This is a genomic window from Aliiroseovarius marinus, from assembly GCF_050881025.1.
Taxonomy (GTDB): Bacteria; Pseudomonadota; Alphaproteobacteria; order Rhodobacterales; family Rhodobacteraceae; genus Aliiroseovarius; species Aliiroseovarius marinus_A.
This window is the reverse complement of the sequence record NZ_JBNNXQ010000002.1, coordinates 113160-131846: the sequence shown is the minus strand read 5'-3', so window position 1 is coordinate 131846 and position 18687 is coordinate 113160. Positions and strand designations below refer to the sequence as shown.

Below are 18687 nucleotides of genomic sequence, written 5' to 3'. Positions count from 1 at the left end.
CCCTGCCGGGGTGGAGGCAGGGCGTCGCACGTTGGTTACGTGTGCACAAGCAGCGCCTGATCTCCCATCAGGCAGGGGTATGATTAGAGCGAGAAGGTTAACGGGAGGTTCACAACCCTTCGAACTCGCATAAAACATTCACGTCCATGCCAAATTCTTCCAGCTTCTGGCGCCCGCCCAGCTCTGGCAGGTCCACGATGAAAGAACAGCCAACGATTTCGCCGCCCAGCCGTTCAATCAATTTGATGCCGGCTTCGGCGGTGCCACCCGTGGCCAGAAGGTCATCCACCAGCAGCACGCGTTCTCCGGGCTGGATGGCGTCGTCATGCACCTCCATCACCGCTTCGCCATATTCCAGCGTATAAGCCTGTGACAGGGTTGCGCCGGGCAGTTTGCCTTTCTTGCGAATGGGCACAAAACCAAGGGTCAGTTGATGCGCAATCGCGCCGCCCAAGATGAACCCGCGCGCCTCAAGCCCAACCACCTTGTCAATCTGCATGCCCGCATAGGGGTGCAGCATCTGGTCCACCGCCATGCGAAACCCGCGCGGGTCCGCAAAAAGCGTGGTGACATCGCGAAACAGAATGCCCTCATGCGGGAAGTCGACAATGGTGCGGATATAGTCGCGGACGGTATTCATGTTTTCCCCTCGGTAATCAGGCGCATTGCGGCCTCTAATGGACCGCGTTTGAACTTATGCGACCATAGCCAGCTGAACAACGCGGCAAATGCGCAATAGCCAAGCGATATCCAGAATATCTGCGCAGGTCCAAGCGCGCCGCCCAACAACCCCATGGCCTCCAGCGTGCCCATGCCGATCAGGATATGCGCCACGTAATGCGTCAGGGTCTGGCGTCCGGCGACAATCATCGCATCGCACAGCCGCCGCACCAGAGGCAGGGCCAGAAGCGCGGGTGTGATCAACAGGAACGCGCCTAACGCTGATGTGGCGGTAGCACCGCCTGCCAGCATGTAAAGTGGGCCAGCTGGAATGGGTTCGGTTGTCATCAACGCGCCGATCTCGGGGTCATGGATCAACACCGAACTGGCCAGATGTGCGGCCACAGCCACCAAGGCGCCGCCAAGGATCATCAGGATTTGAACCAACGGTTTTCCCAAGGATTGCCTGCCCAGCCACATGCCCCACAAAAGGAAAGACACCCATGGAAACACCGGGTGCCAACCATTGTAGAGCGAATGCCGCAAGAAGCCTTCAATCGTCCAAAACCCGGTGTAACTCAGCGTGTCCCAGTTCCAGCCCCGATCGAAATCCAACCAAAGCTGCGCGGCCAGCGCGATTGCGATGAACCCGGCCACACCCACCAAAAGCCCGCGGTTTGAACGCGACATGAACCCGATGGCGACGACGAAATAGAGGGCATAGAAATGCAGGATATCCGCGTCGAAAATCACCATATTCATCATGCCAATGACAAACAGGAACGTGGCACGGCGCAGGGTCACATGCCACGCCGCGCGCCCAAGGCTGGCTCCAACGCCTGCCAGAACGACAAAAAGCGCCGCCGCGCGCCCTTCCAGATTGTCGGTGATCAACGTGCCGATGCCGGGGCCGGACCCAACTTCTGCGGCAAGCCGAAAGTTGACCAGAACCATGCCCACAAAGGCGGCATAGCGGGCAATGTCTATACCATGAAGTCGGTTCAAATCACTCTCCCAGCCACAGCATCCAGCTTGCTTAGAAGCGCCGGATCACGCTTGTCCGGTGCGGTCATGATCGCCATATCCAGCGCCCGGTCACAGCCATGCGGGCAGGGTGTGCGACCGGCGCCCAGACGCGCGGGCAGCCCGGCCACCATGCGCTTGGCCTTGTCGCCATTGCCTGTGAGTGTCGCGATCACCTGCGCCACGTCCACCTCGTCATGGTCCGGGTGCCAGCAGTCGTAATCCGTGACCATCGCGACCGAGGCGTAGCAAAGCTCGGCCTCGCGGGCGAGTTTCGCTTCGGGCATGTTGGTCATGCCAATTACATGCGCCCCCCACTGGTCGCGATACATCCGGCTTTCGGCCAGTGTCGAGAACTGCGGGCCTTCCATCGCCAGATAGGTGCCGCCCTCGTGCACTGTGACACCCGCCGCGCGGGCCGCATCTGCGCAGGCGGCAGACAGGCGTGGGCAGGTGGGATGGGCAAAGCCCACATGGGCCACGCAGCCCGACCCAAAGAAGCTTTTGGCACGTGCAAAAGTTCGGTCAATGAACTGATCGACCATGACAAAATCACCCGGTGCCATGTCTTCGCGAAAGGACCCGCAGGCCGAGACGCTGATCACATCCGTCACCCCGATCCGCTTGAGCGCGTCGATATTGGCGCGGTAGGGCACATCTGACGGGCTGTGCACATGACCCCGCCCGTGCCGGGGCAGGAATGACATGAACACACCGTCAAGCTTGCCTGTCAGAATCTGGTCCGATGGGGCGCCCCAAGGGCTGTCCACATCGATCCAAGCCGCGTCTTCCAGCCCGTCCATCTCGTAGATGCCGGACCCGCCGATGATCCCGATATGGGTGTCCATTCGTGCCTCCTGACTGCTGTTTTTTGCACCCTAACGTGCGGACGCGTCTGTTACCATGCGACAATTGCAAGTTGGCTTCGCATCTGAGGCATTGCCCGATGGCCGCGAAGCCGTTAGACAGCGCCATCGCGAACAACTCCCTGCATGAGGTAATCCCGTGGCCCGAGCCCTGCTGGCAAGCTTTGCCAATCGTATTGAACGTCCTGATCTGCGCTTGTCGCCGAATGACGAGCTGACACCTTCGCGTATCAAGACCGAGGTGCTGTCTGGCCTGACCGTGGCCCTGGCCCTGGTGCCCGAGGCCGTGGCCTTTGCCTTCGTGGCCGGCGTGCACCCGCTGGTCGGGCTTTACGCGGCCTTCATGGTTGGGCTGATCACCGCGTTGATTGGTGGCCGTCCGGGCATGATTTCGGGCGCGACCGGGGCGTTGGCTGTGGTCATGGTGGCGCTGGTTGCCGAACATGGGGTCGAATACCTCTTTGCCACGGTCGTTCTGATGGGCCTGCTGCAGGTTTTTGCAGGCGTTATGCACTGGGGCAAGTTCATCCGGCTCGTGCCGCACCCGGTGATGCTGGGCTTTGTGAACGGGCTGGCGATTGTGATTTTCCTGGCCCAGATGACCCAGTTCAAAGACCCCGACAACACCGAGGCGTGGCTGTCGGGCATGCAGCTATACATGATGTTGGGCCTTGTGGGCCTGACCATGCTGATCATTTGGGGGCTGCCCAAGCTGACCTCGATCATTCCCGCACCGCTGGCGGGCATTGGCGTCGTTGCCGGGCTCGTGATTGTCTTCGGGATCGACGTGCCCACCGTGGGCGATATGGCGTCGATCAAGGGCAGCCTGCCCAGCTTCCACAACCCGTTTGGCACGGGCGAAGGGCTTTATGGCACCGCACTTGCGCCACTCACCCTTGAAACCTTCTGGATCATCCTGCCCTATGCCGTGATTTTGGCGGCTATTGGCCTGATCGAAAGCCTTCTGACCCTGAACCTTGTGGGCGAAATGACCGGCCAGCGCGGCGGCGCATCGCAGGAATGTATCGCGCAAGGCACGTCCAACGTGATCACCGGGTTCTTCGGGGGTATGGGCGGCTGTGCCATGATCGGCCAGTCGATGATCAACGTGCGTTCGGGCGGGCGGACACGCATTGCCGGGATCGCGGCGGCGATCTTCCTTTTGCTCTTCATCGTTGCGGCCTCAAGCTGGATCGAGATGATCCCGCTGGCGGCTTTGGTCGGCGTGATGTTCATGGTGGTGATCGGCACATTCGCTTGGAATTCGTTGAAAATTCTGCGCCGCGTGCCGCGCACGGATGCTTTTGTGATCCTTCTTGTGACTGCTGTGACCGTCTATGAAGACCTTGCGGTCGCCGTGGTGGTCGGCGTGATCGTATCGGCGCTGGCTTATGCCTGGAACGCGGCGGCCCGTATTCATGCGGTGACCCGCATCGAGGGCGACGCCAAAGTCTATGACGTTGAAGGCCCGCTGTTTTTCGGGTCGGCCGACGGGTTCATTGAGCTTTTCGACGTCAAGAATGACCCGGATCTGGTGGTGATCGAATTTGCCCGCTCGCGCGTGGTGGACCAATCCGCGCTGCAGGCGATCGAGGCGGTCGCGCTGAAATATGAAGCGCTGGGCAAGAAGGCGCAGCTGCGCCATCTGAGCCGTGATTGCCACGACCTTTTGACCAAAGCAGGTCACCTTGTTGTCGACAGCGACGACGACCCCGATTACGAGGTCGCCGTGGATTACTCGGTGAAAACCGGAATTCTGGGCGGCCACTAAGCCCCCGGGTTCTGGGCCGCCATGACCTCCAATCTATCCAGATCGCCTGCTTCCAGCGCACCCCGCGCACGGGCGATCTGGTCGATGGGCCAGTCCCACCATGCCAGCTGGTTCATCCGTTCGATGTCATTGGAGGACAGGCGCATTTTGACGATTTCTGCCGGGTTGCCCGCGACAATTGCGTAATCCGGCACGTCCGAGCGCACCACGGTCCCGGCCCCAATGATGGCGCCATTGCCGATGGTGACCGCCGGGCAGACAATCGCACCAAAGCCCAGCCACACATCATGCCCGATCTTTGTATCTCGGCTGTCAGGTTGGGCCATCACCTCGTGCTCCAGCGCGAAAATGCCAAACGGATAACTGGTCAGCCCTGAATAGGCGTGATTGGCGGCGGCGGTGATGAACCGCACCCCATGGGCAATCTGGCAAAACTTGCCGATGCTCAGTTGCCCCTTGGACATCGGGAAGTGATAGGGGGCGAGGCGCGCGGCCCAGCCACCGGGTGGTGGAGGATCGAAATCCGACGCATAGGTGAAAGCGCCCACGTCTATGTTGGACTGATCAATGACGGATGACAGGAAAACCGTGCCCTTGTGGATCGAACCATCGGGCAGGGTCACGGGGTGGACGCGCGTGGCGTCGGGCAGAGAATACGGCATATGTGCTCCTACAAGAATTGATTTGAAGACATCAGGCCGTTTTGTTCATCTCACCCTCCATGGTTGGGGCACCAGCATAGCAGGCGGGGGGCGCCGCGTCTATTCGCCCGGGCGGTTCAGGGTGAAGCTTTCGGTTACCACCGTGTAGTCGCGATAGCCCAGCCGGGCCAAGGGGCGGGCTTGTGTGATGTCAAACAGGCCATCCTTGATGCAGTCATCGCGCAGGTGAACGCCTATGACCTCTCCGAAACAGACGTGGTTGTCTGCGCCCGGCAGGCGGGTGATCTGTGTGAGCTTACATTCCAGTGCAGCCGGGGCGGCAGGCAGATAAGAGGCCGCGATGGTGGTGCATTCGGCACGTGACAGCCCGGTTTCGGTGATTTCGTCCCTGTCGCGGGGAAAGGCAGCAGCAGAGATGTTCATCGCCTCTGTCAGCTCCTCGCCCACCATATGCACGCAGAACACGCCCGTCTGACGAATATTATCAAGCGTGTCTTTGCCCAGCTCGCGATCGTTTTTGCCTGAGGTGGTGGCAAACATCACCTGTGGCGGGTCATAGGCCACGCCGTTGAAAAACGAATAGGGCGCAAGGTTTTCCGATCCGTCTTCGCTGCGCGTTGAAATCCAAGCGATCGGGCGAGGCACGATCAGCGCGTTGAAGGGATTATGCGCCAACCCGTGGCCCTGTTTCGGTTGATAGAACACCGGCTTCTCCCTTCCGTTTCATATGCTTGACGTGATAGCAGGAGAGCAGAACAAAGCAAGTCAGGGCAAGACGGGGACGAAGCGCTGTATTATCTGGCACCGGAAACAGATGAGGACTGGTGGGAGGTCGAGGCGCTCTATGACCTGTGTTTTGCACCGGGGCGCGAGGCCTTGTCGTCTTACCGCCTGCGTGACGGGGTTGATCCGGTCGCAGCGCTGTCGCTTGTCGCGCGCGACGTGGACGGCATTTTGGCAGGTGCCATTCGGTATTGGCCGGTTCGTATCGTGCCGGGCCAGGTTGAGGCGAAAAGCCATGATGCGTTGCTATTGGGGCCGGTTGCCGTGCACCCGACACGGCAGGGCGAGGGGTTGGGTGGTCAGTTGATCACCGACAGTCTGGCCATTGCGGCGCGCAAGGGATGGCACCGCGTTATGCTGGTTGGCGACGCCCCTTATTACCGGCGTTTTGGGTTCACGCAGCTTGACGGGATTGTCATGCCGCCCCCCACCAACCCGGATCGGGTGCTGGGTCATGCGCAAGAGCGGGGCCACTGGCAGGGCGTCAGCGGTGATGTGCAGCGTCTGAACGGGCCTGCGCGCTTCTGACAGACGAGAACACGATGGCCGGCGCCCCTTTCGAAGGGGTGTTCTGGTCGAGCCGATCCAGCCGATCCTGCCAAATCACGCTTTTGCGCGGCAGAGGTCCTGCAAGCGGATGCCACAGGGCACCAGCCCGTTCTGATCGGGCGCGTGCCAGTTGCCATTCATGAAAGGGGGCAGGTTTCTTGGGGGCGAAAAGCGACAAGACGCCCATGCCAACAACTGCCATGGCGCCAAAGCCTGCATAGGCCAGCAGGGAAAGAATGGCCCCGTATCCATGCGCAAATGCCGCGATGGCAGCAAGGGTGCCTGTGAAGATGCCAGTGACCAAAATTCGAAACAGCATAGGGATTCTCCTCGTTGCTGTTCTTATTTTGTTCGATCTTTCTGAAGATTCGCTAAACCTGCCAGCTGAAATCTGAATGTGATCCCGTCAGGACGGTTTTCTGTTGGTCATCCAATCCAGAACAGCCGGACGCACGGATTGCTCACCCGACAGGCGCACATCGTCGATCAGCTGTTTCAGGTCTTCTAGATTGGTGCGCCGGATCAGGTGTTTCACCGGCCCGATCGAAGCCGGACGCATCGACAAATGCCGCATCCCGATCGCCGCGAAGCAAACGGCTTCAATCGGCCGGCCTGCGTCTTCGCCACAGAAACTCAGCGGTGTGCGCGCCGCATCGCAACGGGTCACGATTTCCTCGATCAGGTTCAGGAAAGACACGTTCAGCGTGTCATAGCGCCGCCGCACCCGTTCGTTTTCGCGATCCGCGGCATAGAAGAACTGCTTCAGGTCATTGCCACCGATCGAGATGAAATCGGCCATTTCAAAGAATTGCTGGGGCGCGAAGACCATCGAGGGGGTCTCGAGCATCGCGCCGATCTCAACCTTCTCGGGCAGGATGTGGCCCAAGGCCCGTTCGCGTTCGATCTCGGCCAGCAGCATTTCGCGTGCGTCACGAAACTCGTCCATCTGCGCGATGAAGGGAAACATGACGGTCAACCGCCGCCCGGCTGCCGCGCGGATCAGCGCCTGCAACTGCATGCGCATGACGCCGGGTTTGTCCAAACCCACGCGGATCGCGCGCCACCCAAGGGCGGGGTTCGGTTCATCCAGCGGGTTCATGTAAGGCAGCACCTTGTCGGACCCGATATCCAGCGTGCGGAAGGTCACGCGTTTGCCTTGCGCCGCGTCCATCACGCGGGCATAGGTGGCGGCCAGATCGCCCCTGCGCGGCACACGGTCCACGGTCAGGAACTGAAGTTCGGTCCGAAACAGGCCAACCCCGGCCGCACCAGAGCTTTCCAACGACGGCAGATCGGCCATAAGGCCTGCATTCATATGCAGCTTGACCTCCGTGCCGCACAGCCCCATGGCGGGCTTGTCACGCAGGCTGCGATAGCGTTCCTGCTGCTTGGCTTCCATGGCCATCTTGTCGCGAAAGGCCGAGATAATCTCGTCTTCCGGGCGCAGATGTACCACGCCATTTTCCCCATCCACAAGGATGTGATCGCCGTTCAGTGCCTCGGTCGAGATATGGCCCGCCTGAATGATCAAGGGGATCGCAAAGGCGCGCGCCACAATCGCGGCGTGACTGGCGACCGAGCCTTCCTCAAGCACGATGCCACGCAGCCCCCGGCCATATTCCAGAAGCTCGCCCGGCCCGATATTGGTGGCGATCAAAATCGGGTTTTCAGGCATCTCGGCGCCGGTATCCTTGCCCTGACCGGTCAGGATGCGCAAAAGGCGGTTCGAGAGATCATCAAGGTCATGCAGACGTTCGCGCAGATAGGCATCGGGCACCTGTCCCATGCGCGCACGCGCCGCCGATTGCTCTTTTTCAACCGCCGCTTCGGCGGACAGCCCGCGCGAGATATCCTCGGTCATCCGCCGCATCCAGCCCTTGGAGTTGGCAAACATGCGGTAGGCTTCCAGAACCTGCATCTGCTCTTTGTCTTTGGTGCGGGCGTTTTCCAGCATTTCGTCAACCGACACGCGCAGCTCATCCACCGCGTCGGTCAGGCGGGTCAGTTCAACCTCGGGGTCGTCCGCGACCGGATTTGTGACAACCACGCGCGGTTCGTGCAGCCAGACATGACCTTCAGCCGCACCTTCCTGTCCAACGCCGCCCGTGAATGTCGCCGGGCGCTGGTGCAGTGCGCCCATAGCCTCGCCTTCGCCGATAAAGGCGCCCAGCTCGGTCATTTCGGCCAACACCATGGCGACCACCTCGACGCCATAAAGCTCGTCTGCCGAGAACACGCGGGATTCTTTCGACTGGATGACCAACACGCCCAGCTTTTCGCCAAGCCGTTGGATCGGCACGCCCAGGAAGCTGGAATAGATCTCTTCGCCGGTTTCCGGCATATAGCGGAAACCACGCTCTGACGGTGCGTCTTCGGTATTGATCACGCGGCCCCGGCGGGCCACGCGCCCCACAAGCCCTTCGCCCACACGCAGACGCGTCTGGTGCACAGCTTCCGCTTTCAGACCTTCGGTGGCACAAAGCTCCAGCGTTTCACTGTCACGAAACAGGTAAATCGAGCACACTTCGACCCCAAGGCTTTCCGCGATCAGGGATGTGATCCGGTCCAGCCGTTCCTGCCCCTCGGACGCTGCCGCAAGGGTTTCGCGCAAGGAGACCAGAAGCTTGCGACTGTCGCTTTGTTGGCTTTCTGCCATCTTCACCATTCCCTGTTGTCACGATGTCTTGCGTTGGATCTTGGGCCGGGCGCATCGTTTTCCCGCCCATCGTATCTGCTGTCTTCCCGCTATGCCAGAAACACGTAACGTATTTTCGGCGAAATCCCGCGCGCCTGCCGATTTGGTTGGAGAACGGGCAAAATAAACCCGCAGCGCTGAAACCTTCGGCAAAACTGGGCGGAACGGGAACTCCGGGCAGAGGGTATTGTCGGGACAAACGCCTGCCTGCCATCGGGTGGGGCGAATATCGGTCTTTTTGCGGCGATTAGGTTTTCGGACCACGCCAACAGACCTAAATTGATGCAAGACTTGCAACATACAGTGATTGCGAAAGGAATTTCCATGGCAACGCGTCAGACAAACGGGCGTGGCACGCGCTACGACAGCATTCTGGACACGGTGGGCGACACGCCCGTGATCCGCATCAACCGCATTGCGCCCGAGGGCGTGAATATCTTTGTGAAGATGGAGGCATTCAACCCGGCGGGTTCGGTGAAAGACCGCCTTGCGCTGAATATCATTGAAGCGGCCGAAGCGAGCGGAGCGCTGAAGCCCGGCCAAACGGTGGTCGAGGCCACGTCCGGCAACACCGGCATCGGGCTCGCCATGGTCTGCGCGGCCAAGGGGTATCCGCTGGTTGTGACCATGGCCGAAAGCTTCTCGGTCGAGCGGCGCAAGCTGATGCGTTTCCTTGGCGCGAAGGTCGTTCTGACGCCCAAAGAGCTGAAAGGCTTTGGCATGTATTCCAAGGCCAAAGAGCTGGCCGAGGCCAACGGCTGGTTCCTCGCCAGCCAGTTTGAAACCGACGCCAATGCCGATATCCACGAAAACACCACGGCGCGCGAAATCCTTGCCGATTTCGAGGGCGAACGGCTGGACTATCTGGTCACCGGCTATGGCACCGGCGGCACGGTGACGGGCATCGGGCGTGTGTTGAAGCGCGAACGCCCCGACACCAAGATCATCCTGACCGAACCGGCCAATGCAGCCCTTGTCGCCTCGGGCTATGTGAACACCCGTAACGATGCAGGCCAGCCCACCGAAGGCCACCCGGATTTCAACCCGCACCCCATTCAGGGCTGGACCCCGGACTTCATCCCCCACGTGCTGCAAGAGGCGCTGGATGGCGGGCTTTATGACGAGCTGACCTCGGTCCCCGGCCCGGACGGCATCAAGTGGTCCCAACGTCTGGCCGCCGAGGAAGGCATTTTCGTCGGCATCTCGGCCGGGGCTACCTTCGCCACCGCGATTGAGGTGGCCAAGGATGCCCCCAAAGGCGCCAACATCCTCGTCATGCTGCCGGATACCGGCGAACGCTATCTCTCGACGCCCTTGTTTGAAGGCGTGGAAGAGGTGATGAGCGACGAAGAACTCGAAATCTCGCGCTCGACGCCTTACGGGCAGATGTAGGCGTCACTTGCCACCTGTGCTGGCCACCCTAGGGGCGGCTAGTTGCCCCCGGGCGTTTCAGGCGTGGGGGTTTCGGCCTCGGGCGTTTCGGTTTCAGCCGCTGGCTCGGTCGTTTTCTTGACCGGCACCATGCCTGCACTATGCGTGGCGGCACCGGGGTTGCCCTCCATTGATTCCCGGCTTTCAAGCTCGAGCTTCCAAAGGGTCAGGTAGATCTCTTTGTAAGGATGGTCCGGGTCGCCGGGATCATCCTCGACAAAAGCGATGAACTTGAACTTGCGCCAATAGGTCAGATCCGGCGGGCGGATCCACATGCGTTTCTTGGTGGTGTAAAGATATGGGCGGCCACCCTTTTGGGTTGGCGATCCCAGCATGTCGACCAGCTTGTCCATGACCCCGGCTGCCATGTCCTGCGCCTGGCTGCCAAAGGGCAGCGGGGCCGTCACGCCATTCAGGGTCGAGGTCGCCGCCGTGTGGAAATGCCCAAGGAACTTCTTGACCAACACGTCTGACGTGTCGAACGCCTTGACGTAAAGGCTGGATTGGACCGGGCCAATATCGAGGTTCTCGATCGTCAGAACCTTGTGGTTCAGACCAAAAACCTTACCCAGATCCGTGTCGATATCTCCGGGGGATACGGCAAAGCCGAACGGCGTGTTGTTGACCGTGTAAGTTCCGACGAAATTTGGGTCCTCGTCGCCGCCCGGAAAGACGTATTGCGCCATGACCATGAAATCCATCAGTGTCACGGTAAATCGACGCCAGGGCGCGCTGCCCGCGTCGATTGGAAGGGTGACCGGTTGATCGACATCCAGTATGTCGCCCTTCACCTGATCATAGATGCCCTCGAAAAATGCGCGCTGTCTGCTCTTTGCCCAACGTTTGAAACCGGCTGTGTCTGCATATGACATGATGTGCTCCAATTCTGTTGTGACGAAATGCCATCATAGCACGAAATCTATCTGGCTGCAGGACAGGCGGCATGCGCAAGAAACGGATTGGGTTGCCCGGTGGGGCAAGCTAGCGTGTTGTTGGGGTTAACAGAGGATCGGAACGTGCAGATGCAATTGGATGGAAAAGCCTGGATCATGCTGATCGCCCTGGCCGCCGTCTGGGGCGGGTCGTTCTTCTTTGCCGAGGTCGCGCTGGGCGAGGTGCCTCCCCTGACCATCACGTTGCATCGTGTAGTCTGGACCATTCCTATTCTGGCGCTGATTGTCGCGATGAAGCGCATCCCCTTGCCGCGCAACCCACGGATATTGCTGGGTTATCTGGGCATGGGGGCGCTGAACAACGCCATCCCGTTTTCGCTGATTTTCTGGGGGCAGGTGCAGATTGAAAGCGGATTGGCCTCGATCCTGAATGGCACCACGGCGATGTTCGGCGCGGTGGTGGCCGGGGTGCTTTTGGCGGACGAGCGGCTGACGGCGCGCAAGCTGGCGGGTGCCGTCCTGGGGCTTTGCGGCGTTGCTGTGATCATGGGGCCAGACGCCCTGTCGGGGTTCAACCCCGCGAACCTCGCGCAACTGGCCATCATGGGCGCCGCCTTATCCTATGCCTTCGCCAGTGTCTGGGGGCGGGTCATGCTGGCGGGGCAACCGCCTTTGATGAACGCGCTGGGTATGGTCAGCGCAAGTGCTTTGATCATGCTGCCCGTGGTCTGGATGGTGGATGGCGCGCCATCGCTGGACCTGACGCCCATAACTTGGGGCGCGCTTTTAGGGCTTGCGAGTCTGTCGACCGCTCTGGCTTATGTGCTCTATTTCGCGATCCTAGCAAGGGCAGGGGCTGCGAACCTGATGCTGGTCACGCTGCTGATTCCGCCCTTTGCCATCTCGTTGGGGGCGACCTTCCTGGACGAACGCATCGGCCCCGAGGCCTGGCTGGGCTTTGCCATCATCGCGCTTGGCTTTGCGGTGAATGATGGGCGGCTGTTTCGCCGCGCCGCAAAATCACATACGCCATAAAAAAGGCCCGGTCGCAATGCCGGGCCTATTCATCTGTATGTCGGAGCGTATCAGGCTTTTTCCAGCTCGAACGCATCATGCAGCGCCTGCACGGCCAGCTCCAGATACTTGCGGTCAATCAAGACGGAAATCTTGATTTCAGAGGTGGTGATCACCTTGATGTTGATGCCCTCGTTCGACAGCACCTCGAACATCTTGGCGGCAATCCCGGCCTGGCTGCGCATGCCAATGCCCACGATCGACACTTTGGCCACATCCTGATCCGCCACGATGTCGTGGAAGTTGATGTCACCGGCGGATTTGGCGTCCGTCATGGCTTTTTCAGCCCGCGCCACCTGATCGACAGGGCACGAGAAGGTCATGTCCGTGCGACCCTCTTCCGAGATGTTCTGAACGATCATATCCACGTTCACGCCAGCATCCGCTAGCGGGGTGAAGATGGCCGATGCGATGCCGGGGCGGTCGGCCACCGAGATCAGGGTCATTTTCGCTTCGTCGCGGCTGTATGCGACGCCAGAAACTACATTGCTTTCCACGATATCCTCCTCGTCGCAGACCAATGTGCCTGCTTCCGGGTCATATTCCTCGAAACTGCTCAGAACCCGCAGTTTCACCTTATAGCGCATCGCCAGCTCGACCGAGCGGGTCTGCAGAACCTTGGCACCCAGCGATGCCAGTTCCAGCATTTCCTCAAACGCGATGCGATCCAGCTTGCGCGCCTTGTCCGAGATGCGCGGGTCGGTCGTATAGACGCCGTCCACATCGGTATAGATGTCGCAGCGTTCCGCATCGAAAGCCGCGGCAAAGGCGACAGCGGTGGTGTCCGATCCGCCACGGCCCAGCGTGGTGATCCGGCCATCATCGGCGATCCCCTGAAAGCCCGCCACGACAGCGACGCGCATGCCTTCGCCGAACTTCGCCATGATGTTGTCGGACGGAATTTCTTCGATCCGGGCGGCCGAATGCACACCGGTGGTTTTCACCGGCACCTGCCAGCCCTGCCAGCTGCGTGCCGGGATGTCCATTTCCTGCAGGCGCAGGGCCATCAGGCCCGCGGTCACCTGTTCGCCCGAGCTGACCACGGCGTCATATTCACGCGCGTCATACATGGGCGAGGTTTCGTTCACCCAGCCCACCAGCTCGTTAGTTTTGCCCGACATGGCCGAGACAATGACAATCACGTCATAGCCATTGGCCACCTCGCGCGCGATGCGTTTCGAGGCCCGGTGGATCCGGTCCAGATTGGCGACCGATGTGCCGCCGAATTTCATCACCAGAATTGGCATGATGGGCTTATCCCCACTTCGTCATCTTACGTTTCGGCGTGTTTAGGGCGCGTGGGGGCAAAGGGCAAGAGTGGATGAAAAGCTCAGGATTTCGACGCGAAACGCAAATGTCCGAAATGGCCGGGTTGCGCGGAGGTTTCTGGCGCAAATTGTGACCAACTCTGCGCTTCGCGGCCATTTTTTCGTTTTCACTCTTGCCCCTGCAATTCGAGATGGATAAACGGGTCGACGGAGACGTGGCCGAGTGGTCGAAGGCGCTCCCCTGCTAAGGGAGTAGGCGGGAAACCGTCTCGAGGGTTCGAATCCCTTCGTCTCCGCCATTTTCTTCGGATCAATTCTGGATAGGCCAAGTGCCCGCCCCGCTCTGTCGCGTGGCATCGACTATTTGGGTCAGTACGTTGACTGTACATGGCCGTTGCCATTGAAGAGACCGAATCCTTTGCGAACCGGCGCGGAACACACTAAAGACGGGCCAACCACTGATGTTTGTCCTGCCAATCACGGGGAGCTTTGCCATGACCAACGCCAAACGGATTATCCTGTCCAGCGATCACGCGGATATCGAGATGCGCAAAGCCATTGCTGCCCATGTTGCGGCGCAGGGCCACGTGGTTGAAGACATCGGTCCGATGACCACGGACAGCACCCATTATCCCAAACACGGGGAAGAAGCTGCGCGTGCGGTTGCTTCTGGCGCGGCGGATCTGGGCATCCTGCTGTGCGGCACCGGTCAGGGCATCATGATGGCGGCCAACAAGGTCAAAGGCATTCGCTGCGGTGTCTGTTCGGACACGTTTTCGGCTCGGATGATCCGCCAGCACAATGATGCGAATATGTTGGCGATGGGCGCGCGTGTGATCGGAATGGGGCAGGCGCTGGACATCGTTGATGCCTTCCTGGCCGCCGAGTTCGAAGGCGGGCGTCATGGCCCGCGCGTTGAGATGATCAAGGCGATCGAAGTCGTTTGACGGGACAGATTGACTGGGCAGGTTGACTGGGCAGGGCACAGGGCCACTTGCGCTGCCTTGCCAGCCCGCGCGGAACACTCTAGCGTTGTGTGAAACACAACTCAGGATTGCGCGGCGTGCCTTCCCGAACATTTCTTGCTCCCAGCCTGACGGCCATGATCTTCACCGTGATCAGCGCATATGTGTTGATCACCGGGCACCCGCATGAAGACGCCTATATCCTTCATATCTATTCAGAAAATCTGGCCCGGTTTGGCGAGATCACCTATTTCGAGGGCGGTCCCGCCGCCGAAGGTGCAACTGACTTTCTGTGGATGCTGGCGCTGGCCGGGCTGGCCGCATTGGGCATTCCGGCAGCCTGGGGTGGTGTCGTTCTGAATGCAGCCGGACTTTGGCTGCTCGCGCATATCCTGTGCCAAGAAGCCGCGCGGCGGGGCGCTGCCGCTTGGGTGCCTTTAGGGTTGGTTCTGTTCCTGCCGGCATATTCTATCGCTCAGGCCAGTGTCGCGGGCTTTTCGGCCGGGCTTTATGCGGCGCTGATCGCCGCGCTTATGGCTGCGATCCTGAACCTGCCCAGTCGCCAGCTTGCCGCGGTGCCGCTTTTGTCGATCCTCATTGGACTTGTGCGCCCCGATGGCGTGATCATCGGCGTCGTCGCCACTTTGGCTTGCCTGCCTCTGATTGCGCGCGAAGATCGGCGGCGCTACTTTATGTCTATGGCGGTGGCCTTGGGGATCGGGCTGGCCTATTTTATCTGGCGCATGAGCTATTTCGGGGCACTTCTGCCTTTGCCGCTTTACGTAAAAAGCGCGTCGGATCAGGCGCTTGCGGGACTTGCCGACAATTTGCGCTGGGTGAAGGTCAATGTCCTTCTGCTGGGCCTGACATGTTGGGCACTCTATCGTGCGCCTGCGATACGCCGCCGTTTCATCATCGCCAGCCTCGGCCCGATTGCCCTGTTTCTTGCGCTGACCTTCGCCACGCAAAGTCAAAATATCGCCATGCGGTTTCAGGCCCCGATGAGCGTTGTTGTCTTGATGGGGGCAATGGTCTGCCTGTCCGGTTTCAGCCGCCGCGCTGGCCCGTGGCCCGCGATCCTGATCACCGCCCTTGCGGTGGTTCATCTGGCCTATCACGCCCCACGGGCGATGCGGCTGGTCGGCGTGTTGACCAACCATGACTATATCAACAGCTTTCCCTACCACCTGCGCAGCGCCGTGCCCGCGACCGCGCGTATCGCACTGACCGAGGCAGGGCGTCTGGCCTATTGGCTCGAGGGGGAAACCTATGACCTTGTGGGGTTGAACACGGCCGAGACGGCGAAAAACGGGGCGACGGCTGGCTATATTTCTGCCCGTGACCCGGATCTGATCTTTTGGCATGTGGCCGGGACAATCACGCCGGGCTGCCCAAATGATTTGGACCATTGCCGCCTGTCAGGCTCAGACCTGATCTCGACGGTAGAGGCCGCCGATCTTCCCCCAGTGCATGAGATTTTCGATCGCGTCGCACGCGCGCCGGTTGCCGTCTATGACCACATCCGCCAAAACCCGAACCGCTATGACCTTGTCGCGGCGCGATATGGCGCGGGTTGGAGCCATCTTTATGCGATCAAACGTGGTGGTCAGATTGATCTTGGGGCGTTTGAAGCCGCGTTAAGCCGCAGTTTCGAGCAGGTGGGGTTTCGATCTTATGCGCAGATGCGCGCGGCGGCGCTACAATAGCCATTTGCACCGCCAAAGGTCGCAATCGTCTTGTCGTTCCCCCTGACTTCTCGGTAGGAGGGGGGGGAGAGCAAGAGGAACCCCATGCGTCTGCGTTTTGATCATGGCCCACAGCGAGAGGCAGCGGCGTTTGATCGCCCGTCCGGGATGATCCGGGCCATGACGCCTGACGAGGTGCCCGCAGCCCTTGAGGCGCTGAATGCCGCGCGCGGGCAGGGGGCGTGGCTGGCGGGGTTTGCTTCGTATGAGCTGGGCTATGTTCTGGAAGAACGTTTGCTGCCGCTGTTGCCTGAACGTCGCCGCCTGCCGCTTTTGCAGTTCGGGCTGTATGACGGGCCTGAAGCGGCAGCGGCCCTGCCTGCGCCGCAGGGTCATTTCTATGATCTTACGCCAGATTGGGATGCAGCGCGCTATGAGCAGGCCTTTGTGCGGGTGCGGGATTACATCTGTGCCGGCGATATCTATCAGGCCAATTTGACCTTCCCGATCCGCGGCGGTGTCACGGGCACGCCCACCGAAATCTATGCAGCACTTTGTCAGTTGCAACAGGTCAAACACGGGGTGCTGGTCGAAGCGCCGGGTCTGCCCGCGATCCTGTCGCGCTCGCCCGAACTGTTCTTTCGCACCGACACCTCGGGCCGCATCGAAACCCGCCCGATGAAAGGCACCCAGCCGCGCGGCGCGGACCCGGTTGAGGATGCCGCGCGTGCGATGTTTTTGAAAACGGACGAGAAAAATCAGGCTGAAAACCTGATGATCGTGGACCTTTTGCGCAATGACATATCGCGCATCTGTGACGTGGGCTCGGTACGCGTGCCGGAATTGTTCACCGTGGAAACCTATGAAACCGTGCATCAGATGGTGTCCTTGGTCGAAGGGCAACTGCGCCCCGACACAGGGCTTGGTGATATTTTTCGCGCACTTTATCCCTGCGGGTCCATCACCGGCGCCCCGAAACTGCGCGCGATGGAGATCATCGCCGAGCTCGAAGACCTCCCGCGCGATATCTATTGCGGCACCATCGGGTGGGCCGCGCCAGACGGGCGTTCTGAGTTTAACGTGGCGATCCGCACGCCTATCGTGGAAGACGGGCAGGTGACGCTGAATGTCGGGGGCGGTGTGGTTTATGACAGCACTGCCGCATCAGAATACGAAGAGGCGCTGTGGAAGGCGCAATATGCGGCGCGGTTAAATGTAACGGCCAGCTGAGTTTCCACATCCCGTTCATTCAACCCAATATGGAAACGTTTTAGCTGCGAAAAAGCTGCGACGGGTGTTTGCGTCGCAGTGGTCTGAGAAATTTCCTTCCACTGTTAAATTTTTTACCTCACGACGGCAGCGTATTTCAGCGTGCTTTCCGAAAACCATCGGGCGGGCGTGATTTGAAACTGGGTTGGTTTTCGGCGGGTTACGTGAATTTTTTTCATGAATTCAGACATGCGATTTTGTAAGTATATGTATTTCAAGGAAAAATTTACAGGGCTCGCTTTGACATATGTCAACAGGTTGGTGGCCGCAAAGGAGTATCGCTGAAAGCGCAAGCCAAATAACACAGCGAGCCAACAGTGACTTCCACCCCTTCCAGACGTGCTTTTCTTCGTGGTCAGGTGAATGAAACCCTGCGCCAGCGCCCGCCCGGTGCGGCGGCTGAGATGGCGTTTCACGACGCCTGTCAGCAATGCGAAGATTGCGTGGAAGCCTGCCCCGAAGGGATCATCGGCGTCGATGAAAAGGGGCTGCCGTTTCTGGATTACACCAAGGGCGCCTGTACCTTCTGCCATGCTTGCACGGATGCCTGCAGCTATGACGCCCTGTCGCCAGAACGAGAATTTCTGTGGCGTGGCGCGGTTGAACCCAGCTGCTTGTCGATGAACGGTGTGAATTGCCGGACCTGCGAAGACCACTGCGACGAGCGCGCCATTGGGTTCCAGTTGCAGACAGGTGGCCGGGCGCAACCTGTGCTGGACGAAGACCTGTGCAATGGCTGTGGCGGTTGCTCGCTGGCCTGCCCGGTCGGCGCCATCTCGTTCAAACAGATCAAACCCAAAACGGAGGCTCGCTCATGATCAACATTTGTGGCTGCCTTGTGCACACGATGCCGGAAAAGACCGCCGAGGTCATGACGGCCATTGCCGCAACCGAAGGCGGCGAAGTGCATGCGCATGAAGACGGACGCATCGTCGTGACTGTCGAAGACACGACCCAAATGCGCGCATCTGACCAGATCATGGAGATGCACCAGATCCCCGGCGTTCTGACCATAACCCTTACCTATCACCATTTCGAAGAGCTCGACGACGAACCCGCCGCCGCCCCTTCGCCGACCAAACACTAACGGGAG

18 protein-coding genes and 1 tRNA gene are annotated in these 18687 nt (G+C 60.0%); 10 read left to right on the top strand and 9 right to left on the bottom strand.

Annotation, left to right across the window (positions count from 1 at the left end):
* Positions 1–109: 109 nt before the first annotated feature.
* Genes ACRY08_RS06015 through ACRY08_RS06005 form a run of 3 tightly spaced genes read right to left on the bottom strand, consistent with a single transcriptional unit; the run spans position 110 to position 2531 of the window.
* A complete protein-coding gene (locus ACRY08_RS06015; protein WP_432448984.1) occupies positions 110–640 on the bottom strand; it encodes an adenine phosphoribosyltransferase in 531 nt (176 codons plus the stop codon).
* A complete protein-coding gene (locus ACRY08_RS06010; protein WP_432448983.1) occupies positions 637–1665 on the bottom strand; it encodes a DUF418 domain-containing protein in 1029 nt (342 codons plus the stop codon). Before ACRY08_RS06010 ends, ACRY08_RS06015 begins: the two co-directional genes overlap by 4 nt.
* Positions 1662–2531, bottom strand: a complete 870-nt coding sequence (locus ACRY08_RS06005; protein ID WP_432448982.1) for an S-methyl-5'-thioadenosine phosphorylase — start codon at positions 2529–2531, stop codon at positions 1662–1664. Before ACRY08_RS06005 ends, ACRY08_RS06010 begins: the two co-directional genes overlap by 4 nt.
* Before the next feature lie 193 nt (positions 2532–2724).
* Here ACRY08_RS06005 and ACRY08_RS06000 point away from each other — a divergent pair, with 193 nt between their 5' ends.
* Positions 2725–4320: a SulP family inorganic anion transporter gene (locus ACRY08_RS06000; RefSeq protein ID WP_432449608.1), complete on the top strand. Its 1596-nt coding sequence runs from the start codon at positions 2725–2727 to the stop codon at positions 4318–4320.
* Here the strand turns inward: ACRY08_RS06000 and ACRY08_RS05995 are convergent.
* Positions 4317–4982, bottom strand: coding sequence for a CatB-related O-acetyltransferase (locus tag ACRY08_RS05995; RefSeq protein WP_432448981.1), 666 nt, complete (start codon positions 4980–4982; stop codon positions 4317–4319). The genes ACRY08_RS06000 and ACRY08_RS05995 overlap by 4 nt on opposite strands.
* 99 nt (positions 4983–5081) lie before the next feature.
* Positions 5082–5687: a flavin reductase family protein gene (locus ACRY08_RS05990; protein WP_432448980.1), complete on the bottom strand. Its 606-nt coding sequence runs from the start codon at positions 5685–5687 to the stop codon at positions 5082–5084.
* 84 nt (positions 5688–5771) lie between these two features.
* On the opposite strand from ACRY08_RS05990, the gene ACRY08_RS05985 reads away from it, so the two are divergent.
* Positions 5772–6293 carry a GNAT family N-acetyltransferase gene (locus ACRY08_RS05985; RefSeq protein WP_432449607.1) on the top strand — a complete coding sequence of 174 codons (522 nt, stop codon included), beginning with the start codon at positions 5772–5774 and terminating at the stop codon, positions 6291–6293.
* Here ACRY08_RS05985 and ACRY08_RS05980 read toward each other — a convergent pair.
* Together ACRY08_RS05980 and ptsP are read right to left on the bottom strand one after the other, a co-directional pair.
* A complete protein-coding gene (locus ACRY08_RS05980; protein ID WP_432448979.1) occupies positions 6250–6633 on the bottom strand; it encodes a hypothetical protein in 384 nt (127 codons plus the stop codon). The two genes, ACRY08_RS05985 and ACRY08_RS05980, sit on opposite strands and share 44 nt — an antisense overlap.
* A gap of 87 nt (positions 6634–6720) precedes the next feature.
* Positions 6721–8970, bottom strand: a complete 2250-nt coding sequence (gene ptsP / locus ACRY08_RS05975; protein ID WP_432448978.1) for a phosphoenolpyruvate--protein phosphotransferase — start codon at positions 8968–8970, stop codon at positions 6721–6723.
* Between the two features lie 363 nt (positions 8971–9333).
* Between ptsP and cysK the strand changes: the two genes are divergently transcribed.
* Complete coding sequence (cysK, locus tag ACRY08_RS05970) at positions 9334–10401, top strand: cysteine synthase A (protein ID WP_432448977.1); 1068 nt, start codon at positions 9334–9336, stop codon at positions 10399–10401.
* Positions 10402–10439: 38 nt separating this feature from the next.
* Here cysK and ACRY08_RS05965 read toward each other — a convergent pair whose 3' ends face one another.
* Positions 10440–11312, bottom strand: a complete 873-nt coding sequence (locus tag ACRY08_RS05965) for a hypothetical protein (protein ID WP_432448976.1) — start codon at positions 11310–11312, stop codon at positions 10440–10442.
* A gap of 150 nt (positions 11313–11462) precedes the next feature.
* Here ACRY08_RS05965 and ACRY08_RS05960 point away from each other — a divergent pair, with 150 nt between their 5' ends.
* Entirely contained in the window at positions 11463–12368 is a 906-nt protein-coding gene (locus ACRY08_RS05960) for a DMT family transporter (RefSeq protein WP_432449606.1), read from the top strand.
* Positions 12369–12418: 50 nt separating this feature from the next.
* Here ACRY08_RS05960 and ACRY08_RS05955 read toward each other — a convergent pair whose 3' ends face one another.
* On the bottom strand, positions 12419–13654 hold the full coding sequence (locus ACRY08_RS05955) for an aspartate kinase (RefSeq protein ID WP_432448975.1): 1236 nt from the start codon (positions 13652–13654) through the stop codon (positions 12419–12421).
* Positions 13655–13884: 230 nt separating this feature from the next.
* On the opposite strand from ACRY08_RS05955, the gene ACRY08_RS05950 reads away from it, so the two are divergent.
* The 6 genes from ACRY08_RS05950 (at position 13885) to ACRY08_RS05925 (ending at position 18681) form a co-directional block, all read left to right on the top strand.
* Positions 13885–13974 (top strand) — tRNA-Ser (locus ACRY08_RS05950).
* A 195-nt stretch (positions 13975–14169) separates the two neighbouring features.
* Complete coding sequence (gene rpiB, locus ACRY08_RS05945; RefSeq protein WP_432448974.1) at positions 14170–14622, top strand: ribose 5-phosphate isomerase B; 453 nt, start codon at positions 14170–14172, stop codon at positions 14620–14622.
* Positions 14623–14738: 116 nt separating this feature from the next.
* Positions 14739–16346, top strand: coding sequence for a hypothetical protein (locus tag ACRY08_RS05940; protein ID WP_432448973.1), 1608 nt, complete (start codon positions 14739–14741; stop codon positions 16344–16346).
* Between the two features lie 84 nt (positions 16347–16430).
* The gene (locus tag ACRY08_RS05935; protein ID WP_432448972.1) at positions 16431–17555 is read left to right on the top strand and encodes an aminodeoxychorismate synthase component I; all 1125 of its coding nucleotides are present in this window, start codon (positions 16431–16433) and stop codon (positions 17553–17555) included.
* 356 nt (positions 17556–17911) lie between these two features.
* Entirely contained in the window at positions 17912–18412 is a 501-nt protein-coding gene (gene napF, locus ACRY08_RS05930) for a ferredoxin-type protein NapF (RefSeq protein WP_432448971.1), read from the top strand.
* Positions 18409–18681 carry a chaperone NapD gene (locus ACRY08_RS05925; RefSeq protein WP_432448970.1) on the top strand — a complete coding sequence of 91 codons (273 nt, stop codon included), beginning with the start codon at positions 18409–18411 and terminating at the stop codon, positions 18679–18681. The genes napF and ACRY08_RS05925 overlap by 4 nt, the downstream gene beginning before the upstream one ends.
* The last annotated feature ends 6 nt before the right edge of the window (positions 18682–18687 follow it).